At 49.7% G+C, this 13,559-nt stretch carries 13 protein-coding genes; 9 read left to right on the top strand and 4 right to left on the bottom strand.

The genetic code is table 11. The features are described 5' to 3' along the window. Positions 1-25 precede the first annotated feature (25 nt). The 8 genes from ACG2E4_RS12700 (at position 26) to ytxJ (ending at position 8,361) form a co-directional block, all read left to right on the top strand. Positions 26-1,111 (top strand): efflux RND transporter periplasmic adaptor subunit, encoded by a 1,086-nt coding sequence (locus ACG2E4_RS12700; protein WP_395276790.1) that lies wholly within the window; start codon positions 26-28, stop codon positions 1,109-1,111. Positions 1,112-1,135: 24 nt separating this feature from the next. Further along, a complete protein-coding gene (locus ACG2E4_RS12695) occupies positions 1,136-4,357 on the top strand; it encodes an efflux RND transporter permease subunit (protein WP_395276789.1) in 3,222 nt (1,073 codons plus the stop codon). 76 nt (positions 4,358-4,433) lie between these two features. Beyond that, entirely contained in the window at positions 4,434-4,745 is a 312-nt protein-coding gene (locus tag ACG2E4_RS12690) for a hypothetical protein (RefSeq protein WP_395276788.1), read from the top strand. A gap of 154 nt (positions 4,746-4,899) precedes the next feature. Beyond that, complete coding sequence (locus ACG2E4_RS12685) at positions 4,900-5,142, top strand: DUF2892 domain-containing protein (RefSeq protein WP_395276787.1); 243 nt, start codon at positions 4,900-4,902, stop codon at positions 5,140-5,142. Between the two features lie 175 nt (positions 5,143-5,317). Next, positions 5,318-6,151: a helix-turn-helix domain-containing protein gene (locus tag ACG2E4_RS12680; RefSeq protein ID WP_395261902.1), complete on the top strand. Its 834-nt coding sequence runs from the start codon at positions 5,318-5,320 to the stop codon at positions 6,149-6,151. Positions 6,152-6,793: 642 nt separating this feature from the next. Further along, a complete protein-coding gene (locus tag ACG2E4_RS12675) occupies positions 6,794-7,234 on the top strand; it encodes a hypothetical protein (protein WP_395261901.1) in 441 nt (146 codons plus the stop codon). Between the two features lie 48 nt (positions 7,235-7,282). Then, positions 7,283-7,840, top strand: a complete 558-nt coding sequence (locus ACG2E4_RS12670; RefSeq protein WP_395276786.1) for a carboxymuconolactone decarboxylase family protein — start codon at positions 7,283-7,285, stop codon at positions 7,838-7,840. 125 nt (positions 7,841-7,965) lie between these two features. Further along, positions 7,966-8,361: a bacillithiol system redox-active protein YtxJ gene (gene ytxJ / locus ACG2E4_RS12665; RefSeq protein ID WP_395261899.1), complete on the top strand. Its 396-nt coding sequence runs from the start codon at positions 7,966-7,968 to the stop codon at positions 8,359-8,361. A gap of 313 nt (positions 8,362-8,674) precedes the next feature. Here ytxJ and ACG2E4_RS12660 read toward each other — a convergent pair whose 3' ends face one another. Then, on the bottom strand, positions 8,675-10,453 hold the full coding sequence (locus ACG2E4_RS12660) for an arylsulfatase (protein WP_395276785.1): 1,779 nt from the start codon (positions 10,451-10,453) through the stop codon (positions 8,675-8,677). A 247-nt stretch (positions 10,454-10,700) separates the two neighbouring features. Here ACG2E4_RS12660 and ACG2E4_RS12655 point away from each other — a divergent pair, with 247 nt between their 5' ends. Further along, entirely contained in the window at positions 10,701-10,922 is a 222-nt protein-coding gene (locus ACG2E4_RS12655) for a hypothetical protein (protein ID WP_395276784.1), read from the top strand. A 240-nt stretch (positions 10,923-11,162) separates the two neighbouring features. Here ACG2E4_RS12655 and ACG2E4_RS12650 read toward each other — a convergent pair whose 3' ends face one another. From ACG2E4_RS12650 to ACG2E4_RS12640, 3 genes are all read right to left on the bottom strand, one after another. Then, the gene (locus tag ACG2E4_RS12650; RefSeq protein WP_395261896.1) at positions 11,163-11,453 is read right to left on the bottom strand and encodes a sulfatase/phosphatase domain-containing protein; all 291 of its coding nucleotides are present in this window, start codon (positions 11,451-11,453) and stop codon (positions 11,163-11,165) included. A 152-nt stretch (positions 11,454-11,605) separates the two neighbouring features. Further along, positions 11,606-13,192, bottom strand: a complete 1,587-nt coding sequence (locus tag ACG2E4_RS12645; RefSeq protein ID WP_395276783.1) for a sulfatase — start codon at positions 13,190-13,192, stop codon at positions 11,606-11,608. 112 nt (positions 13,193-13,304) lie between these two features. Continuing rightward, positions 13,305-13,559: sulfatase/phosphatase domain-containing protein (locus tag ACG2E4_RS12640; RefSeq protein WP_395276782.1), on the bottom strand; the 255-nt coding region annotated here is incomplete at its 5' end.

Raw genomic sequence — 13,559 nt, 5'->3', positions numbered from 1 at the left:
ATTTTAACACAAAATAAACAGCACAATGAAAGAGCAGATCATGAATATATCAGGCAGACTAATAACGGTATTTACGGTACTTGCGCTGGCTGGCGCAGCCTGCAGCTCTTCGGAGCAGCCGGATTCGCAGCAAACGAAGCCGATTCCAGTGACTACACAGACGGCGAAGTTTGTAAACAGCAGTACGACACACCGCTTTTCAGGTACGGTAAGCAGCGACCAAACGGTCCATTTGAGTACCAAAATTATGGGGCGTATCTCTCAACTTGATGTCGAAGAGGGGGATTACGTTCAGGATGGAGACCTGCTGGTGCGTATCAAAGATGACAACGTGATGGCGCAGAAACGGCAGGTGGAATCAAGCTTGTCGGAAGCCAAAGCGGCGCTTCAAAATACCGAGACCAACTACAAACGGATTAAAAACCTGTATGAGCAGGAAAGTGCCACCAGGAAGGAGCTCGATGATATCTCCACCCAGTACGAGATGGCCAAGGCGAGGGTGGCTGCGTTAGAAGGACGCCTGGCGGAGATTGAGGATATGCTGGATTACACGCAGCTGAGAGCTCCTTTTAATGGCTACGTTACCGCTAAAATGGCATCGCAGGGCGACATCGCCAGCCCCGGTCAGCCGATTCTTTCTGTGGAACAGGAAAATGTGATGAAGGTGAAGGTCACGGTTCCGGAAAGCAGAATATCACTATTTCATCTTGATGATACCGTTTCGGTAGATGTACAAGCGGCCGGCTATTCTGAGGGGCAGGGTATAGTGAAAAATATTAACCAGGCCGGCAATCGCGGCAGCCGGCAGTTTTCGGTGGAAGTGATGCTGCCGGAGGCAACCGGGGTAAAATCAGGCATGTTTGCCGAGGTAAGCCTTAAAACGCAGCAGGACCAGGTTATTGTGGTGCCGAAGTCTGCCCTTATTGAGCGCGGTCAGCTTACCGGGTTATACACCCTCAATGATGATTCTGAGATCGTATTGCGCTGGGTACGTCTCGGCGATGAAAATGGTGACGGCATTGAAGTACTGTCCGGATTGACGGCGGGCGAAGCATTTGTGGCTTCGGCAGATCAGCCGTTGGCCGAGGGACAAAAAGTAAGTACACAGTAACAGAAATTATTTACCAACCGTATTATGAAAACCGGAATTGCAGGTAAAGTTGCGCAGGGCTTCATCGATTCAAAGCTGACCCCCTTGCTGATGATCGTGTTTCTGGCGCTCGGATTTTATGGAACATATCTGACGCCGCGCGAAGAGGAGCCCCAGATTGATGTGCCCATGGCGGATATTTTTATAGGATACCCCGGGGCAACGCCTGAAGAGGTGGAGAAACGGATCTCAATCCCCATGGAGAAAATGCTCTCCAACATTGAAGGGGTTGAATACGTGTATTCGACCTCCATGCCCGACCAGGCGATGGTCTCGGCCCGTTTCTACGTCGGGGAGGATGTAGAGCGGAGCCTGGTGCGGCTCTACAATGAGATCATGAAGAACATGGATCGGTTTCCCGAGGGAGCGACCCAACCCATGGTAAAAACGAGGTCGATCGATGATGTGCCGATAATGACCCTGACGCTGTGGAGCGATGCATACAGCGATTTTGACCTGCGGCGCATGGCTGATGAACTTTCGCTGGATATCAAACAGATCGAAGATGTCGCTCAAACTGGTATCCACGGGGGCCGAACGCGACAGGTGTCGGTAAGCCTGGATAAACACAAGATGGCCTCCTACGACATCGATCCGCTGAAGGTCGCCGGACAAATCCAGGCGGCCAACCGGGAGTTGTCGTCGGGATCCTACAGCAAAAACGATACGGAATACCTGGTTGATACGGGCGACTTCTTCCGAACTGCCGAAGAGGTTCGAAATATCGTTGTGGATGTTCAAAATGGGGATCCCATCTACCTGCACAGTATTGCCGAGATTCGAGACGGACCGGAAGAGCCTTCCGAGTACGTCTCGTTTGGGGTGGGTAACCAGATGGCGGAAGAGACCGGGTTGAATGTGGGAGAATCGTATCCCGCAGTGACCATATCGGTTGCCAAGCGGTCGGGCGCTGATGCCATGGCGATTGCCGAACAGATCGAAAATAAAGTAGATAAACTGGACGGGAGCCTGATCCCCTCTGATGTGCATGTAACAACCACCCGAAATTACGGGGAGACGGCTTCAGCCAAGGTATTCTCCCTCCTTGAGCACTTGCTGGTTGCCATCCTGGCGGTAACGTTTGTGGTGGCGCTGGCGCTGGGCTGGCGCGGCGGACTGGTGGTCTTTTTGTCGGTGCCGGTAACCTTCGCCCTCACCCTCTTTCTGTACTACATGTTCGGCTATACGCTGAACCGCATTACGCTGTTTGCGCTGGTCTTTGTGACGGGAATTGTGGTGGATGACTCGATTATTATCGCCGAAAACATGCACCGGCATTTCAAGATGAAAAAGCTCCCGCTTAAACAGGCGGCAATCGCTTCCATAAGTGAGGTGGGCAACCCGACCATTCTGGCAACGTTTACCGTTATTTCGGCGGTGCTGCCGATGGCTTTCGTATCGGGATTGATGGGACCGTATATGAGTCCGATGCCCATTGGTGCCTCCCTGGCGATGATCTTCTCGCTAATAGTGGCCCTGATTATTACGCCCTGGCTGGCCTATATTTTGCTGCCGCACGGCAACAAGAAAGACAACAATGGAGAAGAGCCGAGCTATGATCTTAAAGAAACGGTCATCTACAAATGGTATGAGCGTGCAATGACGCCCCTACTCGAAAGTGTTGCCATGCGCTGGACTTTTATTGTCAGTGTAACGGTATTGCTGCTGGGGTCCACCCTGCTGTTTTACTTCCGCGCGGTGGAGGTCAAAATGCTTCCCTTTGATAACAAAAATGAGGTGCAGCTGATCATCGATATGCCGGAAGGGACCACGCTGGAGCGGACCAATGCGGTGGCTCGCGAGGTGGGACTGAGCCTGAAGGGAGTCCCCGAAATTAAGGATTATCAAATTTATGCGGGCACGAATGCTCCCATAAACTTTAACGGGCTGGTTCGTCACTACGATCTGCGCTCCGGAGCAAATGTGGCTGACGTGCAGGTCAATTTGGTAGACAAGGGCAAACGCAGCGATCAAAGTCACGCGATTGCAAAACGCATACGCCCGGTTGTACAGAAAGTGGGCGAAAAATATGACGCCAACGTAAAAGTTGTGGAGGTCCCGCCCGGACCGCCCGTTCAGTCCACCATAGTCGCGGAGGTCTATGGACCAGATACGGATGAACAGGAGCGCGTAGGCAAGGAAGTCAAAGGTATCTTTGAACAGACGGCCGGTATTGTGGATGTGGACTGGATGAAGGAAGCGCCGCAGACCAAGTACAAGCTGGATATAAATACCGAAAAAGCGATGATGTCGGGAATCACCTCCGGCCAGGTCGTAAGAACAGTGACGATGGCGCTGAGTGGTCAAACTGTGTCGCGTATTTATGACGAAAAGGAACTCAATGACGTGCCAATCGTAGTAAAGCTGCCAAAAGCGGATCGCTCGGATGTGGAAAAGCTGAAACAGTTGTACATGCAGTCGGCATCGGGACAGATGATACCGGTTTCGGACCTGGTGACCGTGCGCGAAGATACGCTTGAGTCGAGCATCCACCGCAAAAACCAGCGGCGCGTAACCTACGTGCTGGCAGAGGTGGCCGGCGAAATTGAGAGCCCGGTGTACGCCCTGCTGGATACCGGTGACGAGATCGGTAATATAGAAATGCCTGCGGGGTACAACTTGGCGCAAATATTTGCCGGACAACCTTTTATGACGGATGACTATACCCTGAAGTGGGACGGCGAATGGCAGATTACCTACGAAGTGTTCCGTGACCTGGGTATCGCCTTTGCCGTTGTGCTGGTGATTATTTACATGCTGATTATCGGCTGGTTCCAGGATTTCAAGGTCCCCATCATTATGATGATCGCCATCCCGCTTTCGTTGATCGGTATTCTCGTGGGCCACTGGGTACTGGGCGCCTTCTTTACGGCAACCTCGATGATCGGGATGATTGCCCTGGCCGGTATCATGGTGCGCAACTCGGTATTGCTGATCGACTTTATCAACATACGGATCGACGACGGCGAATCGCTAAAGCAGGCCGTGATCGAAGCGGGTGCGGTACGCAGCATGCCGATTCTGCTGACAGCCGGTACCGTTGTTATTGGTGCCGTGGTCATCCTGTTTGACCCGATATTCCAGGGATTGGCCATCTCGCTGATGGGCGGTGCTGTTGCCTCTACGGCGTTAACGTTATTAATGATTCCGCTGATCTTTTATATGGTGGAAAACAAGGTTAAGGAGCTGAAAGAAAAGAACGCATAAGGCGAGCAGATATATCGTGGCCGGGTTGGATTGTGATTCCGGCCGCGATCTATCACTAAATCAAAAAACGAATACTATGAAATTACTAATCATACTCAGCATCGAAGAATACACCGATGACGTACGCAAGATTTTAGCCCGACAAAAGGTACCCATTTACAGTGAAACGAATGTGCACGGGTTCCGAACGGACGAGTACCAGCCGGACATCACAAACTGGTTTGCCGGCGACGATCACGGCGTGTACTCCACGCTGTTCTTTTCGATACAGGATGGAGCCTGCGTAGAGCGTGTGCTCGAAGAAGTCAAAGCCTACAACAAGGAAACCGGTGCCGAAAAGCAGAATCCACTGCACGCGTATTCGCTGAACGTTGAAGAATCAGCATAATTCGGGCATCCTTTGTAACAGGCTATTTAAACACCAATAGCTAATTGGGTCAGTGGATGAAGTGTTCATTTTTTTAAACGAGTCAACAACGAACAGGGAAAAGTGATCCGAAAGTCCCCTAATTTAAACCCTGGAAACCCCACGGAGCAATATTATGAGTAACAAAACTACCTCCTGTTCAACAATGCGGCCTATGGAGCGTGCAATACGAATCCTGGCCGGTACGATGATAACCATAAGTTTGGGATTGGGCTATTTCGTAAGTCCATACTGGCTTTTGCTTACCCTGTTTGTCGGTCTGAACCTGTTCCAGTCGGCATTTTCCCACTGGTGCCTCGCCGAACAGATCTTTGCCAGGCTGGGAGTGGGCGACGAGAAAAAATCTGTCCCTGACTAACGTTTCTCACAAGTATTTAGCCTGAATTTGTGTTTTCTAAAGAATAACGGCAACCGATCCACACGGATCTTTTCAGGAATCCATAAAGTTCCGGCGCCGGGAGTAAGATTTGCCAAACCAAAGGCATCCATAGTCTGAACATGAGACTCATAAAACGATCTTCAGGCATTCAGATATGGTTAAAATATACCGGGATGACGAGCTGGGCAGCAAGATGATCCTGACGGACCATCACAGCGATATTGACAGGTACGATGGAGACGATTTCTTTAAAATACTCTGGAATCGCGGCTCCCCGTTCGGCCTCATGATAAACAATGTGGAGGTTACGGTTGGACGGGATAACCTCATCTGCCTTACGCCCCTGCAAAACCCTGACTTCTCTGCTATTGCTCGTGATTACCAGCTGCTGCTGTTCAACAGGGAATTTTATTGCATCCACGAGAACGACAATGAGGTATCCTGCGAAGGGTTGCTTTTTTGGGGATCCTCCGAACTGCCCGTACTGAATCTCAATGACCAGGAGGTGCCCAAGTTTGAAACCCTGTTCCAGGTGCTGATTGATGAGCTTGACACCCGGGACCGGATCCAGGGAGAGATGCTGCGAATGCTGCTGAAGCGGTTAATTATCAAAAGCACAAGGCTCGCCCGCAAGCAGTTTTTCCCGGAGGATATCGGGGAGCACCAGACCGAGCTGATCCGCCAGTTTAATATCCTGGTGGAACAGCATTACAAAGAGCATCACCAGGTAAGCGCCTACGCGGAGATGCTGCACAAATCTCCCAAAACTCTTTCCAACGTATTTGCCGAGGCGGGACATAAAAGTCCGCTTGAGATGATCCACTACCGCATAGCCCTGGAAGGGAAACGCCAGCTTCTCAAGACCGACAAGCTTGCCAAGGAGATCGCCTACGAGCTCGGCTTCTCGGAACAGGCCCATTTCAGCCGATTTTTCAAGAAGGAAACCGGTATGTCTCCCTCGGCCTACCGGAAAAGCATCACCAGTTAGCCCGGGTTCTGCTACCGTACAGGGAACACAATCGGGTGGATTATGGCAGTAAAATGGTAGCTTAACCTGAGTTCTACATAGTGATTTCAACCAGAATGCCTGTTTGCCTTGAAATGGCAAGAAAACAGTCCCTCCTCGAGGAGGGTGGGCCAATCGCGTGGGTTTTGCGATTGGGTCGGGAGGTGCAGGTCTGACATAGAATAACACCCCTCCCGCCTTCGGCGGGGCTCCCCTGAAGGGGAGATTAAAGCCCTGCCACAACAAATTAAGAAACAATGTTCAAACTGATGTTTTGCAAAGCCCTCTGATTTTTAATTCTTCACTGATTACCCTCCTGTCCCCCCTTCGAACATCACTTCCAGCTCTTTCATAATAACCGCCACAATGGGGAAGGCACCCCGTAAAATTCATAATCCTTCATCCATAATCCCCCCTTCCACGATCCTGAGCCCTCCGGCAGAATACAGCAGCGACGCGATTTAGTTATTGGTTCAAACAAATAACGGATGAACAGGGAAGGAGTATTAAAGAAGCACCAAAAGGAAAAATTGACAAGGATATGGGAAGAGTGGTCATTCGCATTCCGACTGGTTCCATAGATATTGGGGCAGAATCAAAATCGAAACAAACCCAAAACATACTATGGAATCACTCAACTGGAAGAAAGCGATTATTGCCGGAGTCGTTGGTACCGTTCTATTTGACATCGTTGGCCTGATTTTTACCGGCCAGTGGTGGGATATTCCCGGACTGCTGGGGCAAAAGACGGGACTGGGATTTGCCTACGGCATATTCGGCCACTATGGCAACGGCGTGTTGCTGGCGATCCTCTACACCGCCATTGCCCCTCACCTGTGGGGGCCCTACTGGCTCCGGCCGTTGATCTTTGTTACGGCCGAGACCATCGCGCTGGTCTGGCTCTTCATGCTGCCCCTGCTTGGAGCGGGCGTAGCGGGACTTGATCAATCGGCCATGACACCGGTGGTCACCCTGCTTCGTCACTTTGCCTTTGCACTTCCGCTCATTTTCTGGATCAACCGGGATTTTAAGCAGCAATCTACAACATCTGAAGCTACAGCCTGATCTTGTACATCGCACGTTAATCACTCAACAAATCAAACACTACTTATTATGAATTTTACTATCTATAACACCGACAATGCACCGGAAGAATCGAAACCATTTCTCGAAGCGGCCAGGGAAAAATTCGGCTTCCTCCCCAATTTACTGGGAGAGTTTGCCGAATCGCCGGCCCTGCTGGAGGGCTACCTGAAGCTGAACGAAATCGTCGGCAAGACAGACTTCACTCCCAAAGAACAGCAGCTGGCAATTTTGGCAGTCAGCGTAGAAAACAAGTGTCATTACTGCACGGCCGTTCACTCCACGATCCTGCGCAACCAGATCAACGCCGACGACGAGATTGTCGATGCCGTCCGCAACGGGGATCCGCTGCCAGACTCAAAACTGAACGCACTGGTTACCTACGTAAAGAGATCCGTTCAAAAACGGGGCTTTGTGGAAGAAAGCGACCTCCAGGCGTTCCTGGATGCCGGCTACAGCAAGCGGCAGGCGCTGGAGGTGAACCTGGTGATCGCCCTTAAGACGATGAGCAACTACACCAATCACCTGGCTGTCACCCCGGTCGATGATCCGTTTGAGCCGGAAAAGGTTGAATTTGCCACGGTATAACCCGTAAAAAGTATAACAGTCGCAATGGCAGGTCCGGAACGCTACGGGCCTGTTTTGCGATTTAACATCGTTAAAATCTGCCGGTATCAACAGCAGTGGCAGCCATAAACACAACAACTATTATTATGAGTTTTTTTGATCGAATTAGAGATAAATCTTCTGAATCGGACGAACGTGAACTATGGAATAGCATCCCCGGGTTGGAAGATATTGAATCCATGCTGGAGAACTCCGAAGAACGGCCTCAGCTCATTTACAAGCACAGCCATCGCTGCAGTGTCTGTTTCCTGGCCCGGCAAGAGCTTGACAAGATTACCAACCAGGCAAGTGAGATCGCCGACCTGTATTTGGTCAATGTTATTCACCAGCGAGACGTATCCAATGCTATTGCATCCACACTGGATGTCCGCCATGAATCGCCCCAGGCTATTGTCGTAAACAACCGATCCGTTGCCTGGAAGGGATCGCACTGGGATGTCAAGGGAAACAAGATACTGGAATTGCTGAACGGTCTTGTATAAGCAAAGCTTTACAGATGCTGGCATGCTTTAGCCTGCATGTCTCACGATAATAGAGTCTGAATACGTGTAATGCCTTGACAGGATGCAAGTTACCTTAATTTTAAGGCTGGAATAAACCTAACAGTGTGTATCGGGCTACAAAATAGTCCCGTCTGCTGCGTTAAAGTTGGAAATCGCGCTCTCAATGCATCAATATACGTTTCGCTTGCGATTACCACTTCGCCTTGCACACGAACCAATTTCTTGGTGAATACTCCGGGTAAAACCAATCCCTAATAATCCATAATAGCCTGTGTTCAACGGTAGTATTTGTTTACTCTATTCTCGTCAACATCAACAGCCGTACGTCCGCTACCTCATCCCCGGGCATTTCGGAGGCCTTCAGTGTCAATGTGCCTCGTCCCTTTTCCAGTTCAATGGTTCCCATGTCCAACGGTTTGAAATCCTTCACATACGACTCAATCCGCTCCACGCGGTCATGCTCCATCCCCTCCAGCGGGGGGTCGTGGGGCTGGCCGACGACCGTTTCCACCGAGTGGGACCCAAAGGACAGTGATATCGTTGAACCCACATCTTCCGGCCGGCAGGTATAATACAGATCAACAGTAAATTTTCCATCATTTATTACCTCAACGTCCCAGGTAATGCTGTCCTGCTTGCTTGTCCAATTGGTGAAGAAGGAGGCATTGGGGAATCGGTTGGACCGCTCAATATTGCCGTGGGCCGCCCCATCCCGCGCCGGCAGCTGCGTGTACCGGAAGTCCGGGTGCCCCACCGGGAAGGGGCGCGGGGCCTCCGGATGTTCCGGGATCACCTGCTGTTCCCAGCGCGCCACGGTGTCCCTGAGAGATTTCGCCAGCTCCGGAAACTGGTCAGACACATCGCGTCGCTGACCCCGATCCTGCCTGATATCGTAGAGTCTTCCCTCGTGGTCCAGCCGGTAGGTGCCGGTTCGCACGCTGGTCCGGCCCCGCCAGTGGGCAAACAGCAGGCGGTCCTGCCACCCGGGGTCTTCCGAGAGCAGCAGCGGTTTCAGGCTTTTCCCGTCTACCGGCTGCCGGGTCTGCATATCGATTCCGGCCAGGTCAGCGAGCGTCGGCATCAGGTCGATGGCACCGGCCACCTCCTCCACCTGTTTGCCGGCCTCAATTTTTCCCGGCCAGCGAACAAACAATGGAGATCGCACGCCACCCTCATCGGTCGAGCCTTTCCGCCCGCGCATACCGCCGTTCCACCGCCAGCTGTTGGGACCGTTATCACTTATATACAGCACGATTGTGTTTTCTTTAAGTCCCAACCTATCCAGTTTCCGATTGAGGCGCCCCACATTCCAGTCAATATTTTCCACCATTGCCAGGGCGGCCCGCGTGAACTGCGGGTCTTCTTTTTCGGGATCCCGGTGGTGCATCTCCAGCTCCGTGCCCTCAAACTGGTTCCACCAGCGATCCGGGACCTGCATCGGTGAGTGCGGAGTATTGTATGGGATATACGCGAAAAACGGCTCGTCTTGATTGGCATCAATAAATGAAAGCGCTTTATCTGTTAAATCATTTACTATGTATCCTTCACCCTGAACCAACCTGCCATTGCGTTCCAGAAATTTCGGGCTGAAGTAATCGCCCCAGTGGCCGGAGGCGAACCCGTAGAACTCGTCAAATCCGCGCCCGTTCGGGTGGTAGGGATACTGCATCCCGTTGTGCCATTTGCCAAACACGCCGGTGTGGTATCCTGCCTGCTGGAACACCTCGGCTATCGTGGTCTCATCCAGGTCCATGCGCTCTCCGCCGGCCGAGGTGCTGTACACGCCGCTGCGCGGGTGATACCGGCCGGTCAGCAGCTCCGCCCGCGTGGGCGAGCAGACCGGCTGCACGTAAAAGTTGGTGAATGAGGCTCCTTCGTAGGCAAGAGAGTCAATGTTTGGTGTCCTGATGTTTACATTTCCGTGAATACTCAAATCCCCCCAGCCCTGGTCGTCGGTGACGATGAGTACAATATTCGGCAGTGCGTCGTCCTCACTCGTATTGCTTCCGCTGCATGCACCAAGCAACAGTACCCACTGAGTGATGATAAGAAGGTAGTTTATTCCTTTCATTTGTATTTGGATGTCAGGATTGATCGTTTATCCAATACCTGTCATATTTACGGGATCAAGTGGATCATACAATAAACAAAACCTGACAGGTACGATTTTTGACCCGGTTTCGCAGATGTCGAACATTTTCATGGTTCGAGCAAGCCCGGGTTGACTATTAAACCGTGTTATAGGGTTACACCGGTTCTTGTTTTTTAATCAAGACGAACAGTTATCGCCACCCCAGTATCATTACAGTATATTATTTATGAAAACTATTTATGTTGACACCTCCGTTTTAGGTGGCAAGTTTGATGAAGAATTCGGTTACTGGACTCAAAAATTTTTTGATCAAGTTATTACAGACAACGTTCAACTTCTAAAATCAGATGTAGTTGATGATGAATTAACAGGAGCTCCTGGATTTGTTCGTGAATTTGTTAACTCACCTCCGGGTAAAGTTATTCAACATATTGAGTTATCGGAATAAGCTATTTTGTTAGATAAACAGTATATCAAAGAAAGAGTTGCTGGGAAAGCCAGCAGAGCTGATTGTTTTCATATTGCGATTGCAACCCTTTCAAAAAGCAGATTTACTGGTACGTTGGAATTTTAAACATATCCTAAATATCGAACGAATTCATGGCTACAATGCTGTAAATCTTAAAAATGGTTTTCAAATGTTAGAAATAAGAAAACCAAGAGAAGCCTCTGATTATGAAGACAACAACTAAAAAAGTTTGACTGTGTAAGCAGTTTGATTTTGATCCGGCATACTTTCTCCTTTCAACAGATGTGACAAACTCTCACCCTGAAGTATTTCCGGTGCTGATGCAGAGTATCCCGGTAAATCTGTAAGGGTTGGATAAGGATCGATCAATTCCGTGATAACTTCTGATTCGGTTCCGTAATTTCGTTCAAAATAATCCCCCGGTACCGAAACAATCAAAGGAACCCGAATGCTACCCTCCCAAAGACTGATTTTAGACCAGTTGTCATGCTCGCCCAAAGTTGTACCCATGATCAGATACAAAAATCACTATAGTGAGGAGGATGTTTGGTTTATCAGCGGTCTGCACAACTCAGCCTCCATCTCAGAATTACATCCAGCCAGGTAAAAGAACAAAACCCGGAAATATTGATAAAAAAGGGTTTGAGCACCCAACAGTTTGTTTACTCATCCCAGGTATCATCTTCATATTTATCCTGAAGCTCGTCAATCCTATTCTTAAGTCTTTGCTGCACATCGGTATACTCCGGGTCGTCATATACACTTTGGATCTGTTCGGGATCGGATTCAAGATCAAACAGTTCCCATTCATCGTGATTGGGATAATGAACAAGTGTATACCGGTCTGTGCGAACACCATAATGCTTGGCTACTTCGTGTACTCTTGGCGGACCTTCATAATAGTGGTAATAAACCGCATCACGCCAGCCTTGCGGATTTTCACCTTTCAGCAAAGGCACTATCGATTTACCCTGCATCCTTTCTGGGATTTCTGCATCGGCCAGCTCTAAAATTGTGGGGGCCAGATCCAGGTTTTGAACCAGTTGTTTGTTTATCGAACCCGCCTCGATTCCTTCCGGCCAGTGTACAATCAGCGGCATACGCATCGACTCTTCGTAGATCCAGCGCTTGTCAAACCAGCCATTTTCACCCAAAAAGAATCCTTGATCACCTGCATAAATGATGATGGTGTTGTCGAGCAGATTCTCCCGTTCCAGATAAGCCATCATCTTTCCAACCTCATCATCCACTTCCCGGATCACCCGCAGGTAGTCTTTGATGTAACGCTGATATTTCCAGCGGAGGAGTTCCTCTTCGCTCATCCGATCGTAATTTTCGTAGAGGTATTCGTTGTCTTTTTCGTAAGCATTGTTAATGCGTTCAAGTTGTTCATCCGTCAGTCGATTTCGTTCCACGAGATTGTCCCATCCCTCACTCGGTTCCCCCGTTTCGGGATTGGTCGGAACTTTCAGATCCCAGGCCCACCGCATGGTGGTTCCGATCTCCATGTCCTGTTCGTGGGCTGGTGTTGCCAGACCGGAATAGTCGTAGAAAAGTGTGGGAGGTTCCGGTATATCACGCATTTGATAATCATTGAGTGCGGGACCCGGCAGCCAGTTTCGGTGCGGGGCTTTGTGGTTGTAAATCATCATGAAGGGTTTGTCCCTGTCTCTTTGCAGCCTGAGCCACTCAATCGCTCTGGTGCCAATTATTTCCGTGGTATGGCCGTGCCTGTCTACATCTCCGTTTGAGGTCCTCATGGTTGGATTATAGTACGGACCTTGTCCATATAAAACTTCATAATAATCAAATCCCTGGGGTTCGGTTCCCAAATGCCATTTCCCAATCATAGCCGTCTGGTAACCGTTTCGTTGAAGAATCTTAGGAAAAGTTTCCAGGTCAACAGATATCTCTTCACCATTTGTCAATACGCCATTTTTGTGGCTATGTAATCCCGTCAACAGAACGGCACGGGAAGGTTTACAGATGGAGTTGGTGACAAACGCGTTGTCGAACCGCATGCCGCCTTCGGCCAGGCGATCGATATTTGGTGTGGGAGTATGATCCAGCTTCAGGCCATAATTCAACACATCCTGGTAGGCTCCGATGGATTGCGCAGTGTGATCGTCGGAGTACATGATGATGATATTGGGTGAATCAGTGGATTGGTTTTCCCCCTCATAGCCTTTCAATCCCACGAATATTACGGTCAAAAAAAAGAAGGCAGAAATAGTGATTACTTTTTTCAATACTCCTCTATGACTTTTCCAAGTAAAATACATACCAATTGTTTTGATTTGATTAAATAAGTATGAATCGAATTCAATAAAATAGAAAATATAATTACCGCATTATTATCAATTATTCATCCGCCCAACAAGGCAGCGGAGCACCTGTTTCCTGGAGCCACCCTTCCAATTGTTGCATTAATTGTACTCTTTTTCCAGGCATCTGCCTGGAAAGGTCTGTTTCCTCACCTGGATCATCCGCGAGATTGTAGAGCTCAACATCACCTGTTTCATAGAATTTCATAAGTTTCCAACGTTCAGAACGTACTGCGCTCACTGGACCTGTTCTCCATCTTGAATTCGGATACCCCGGAAAATGCCAGTACAA

Origin of the sequence: Halalkalibaculum sp. DA384 (assembly GCF_043951955.1) — a bacterium.
Taxonomy (GTDB): Bacteria; Bacteroidota; Rhodothermia; order Balneolales; family Balneolaceae; genus JAMQKA01.
This window is presented reverse-complemented; position numbering and strand designations above follow the sequence as displayed.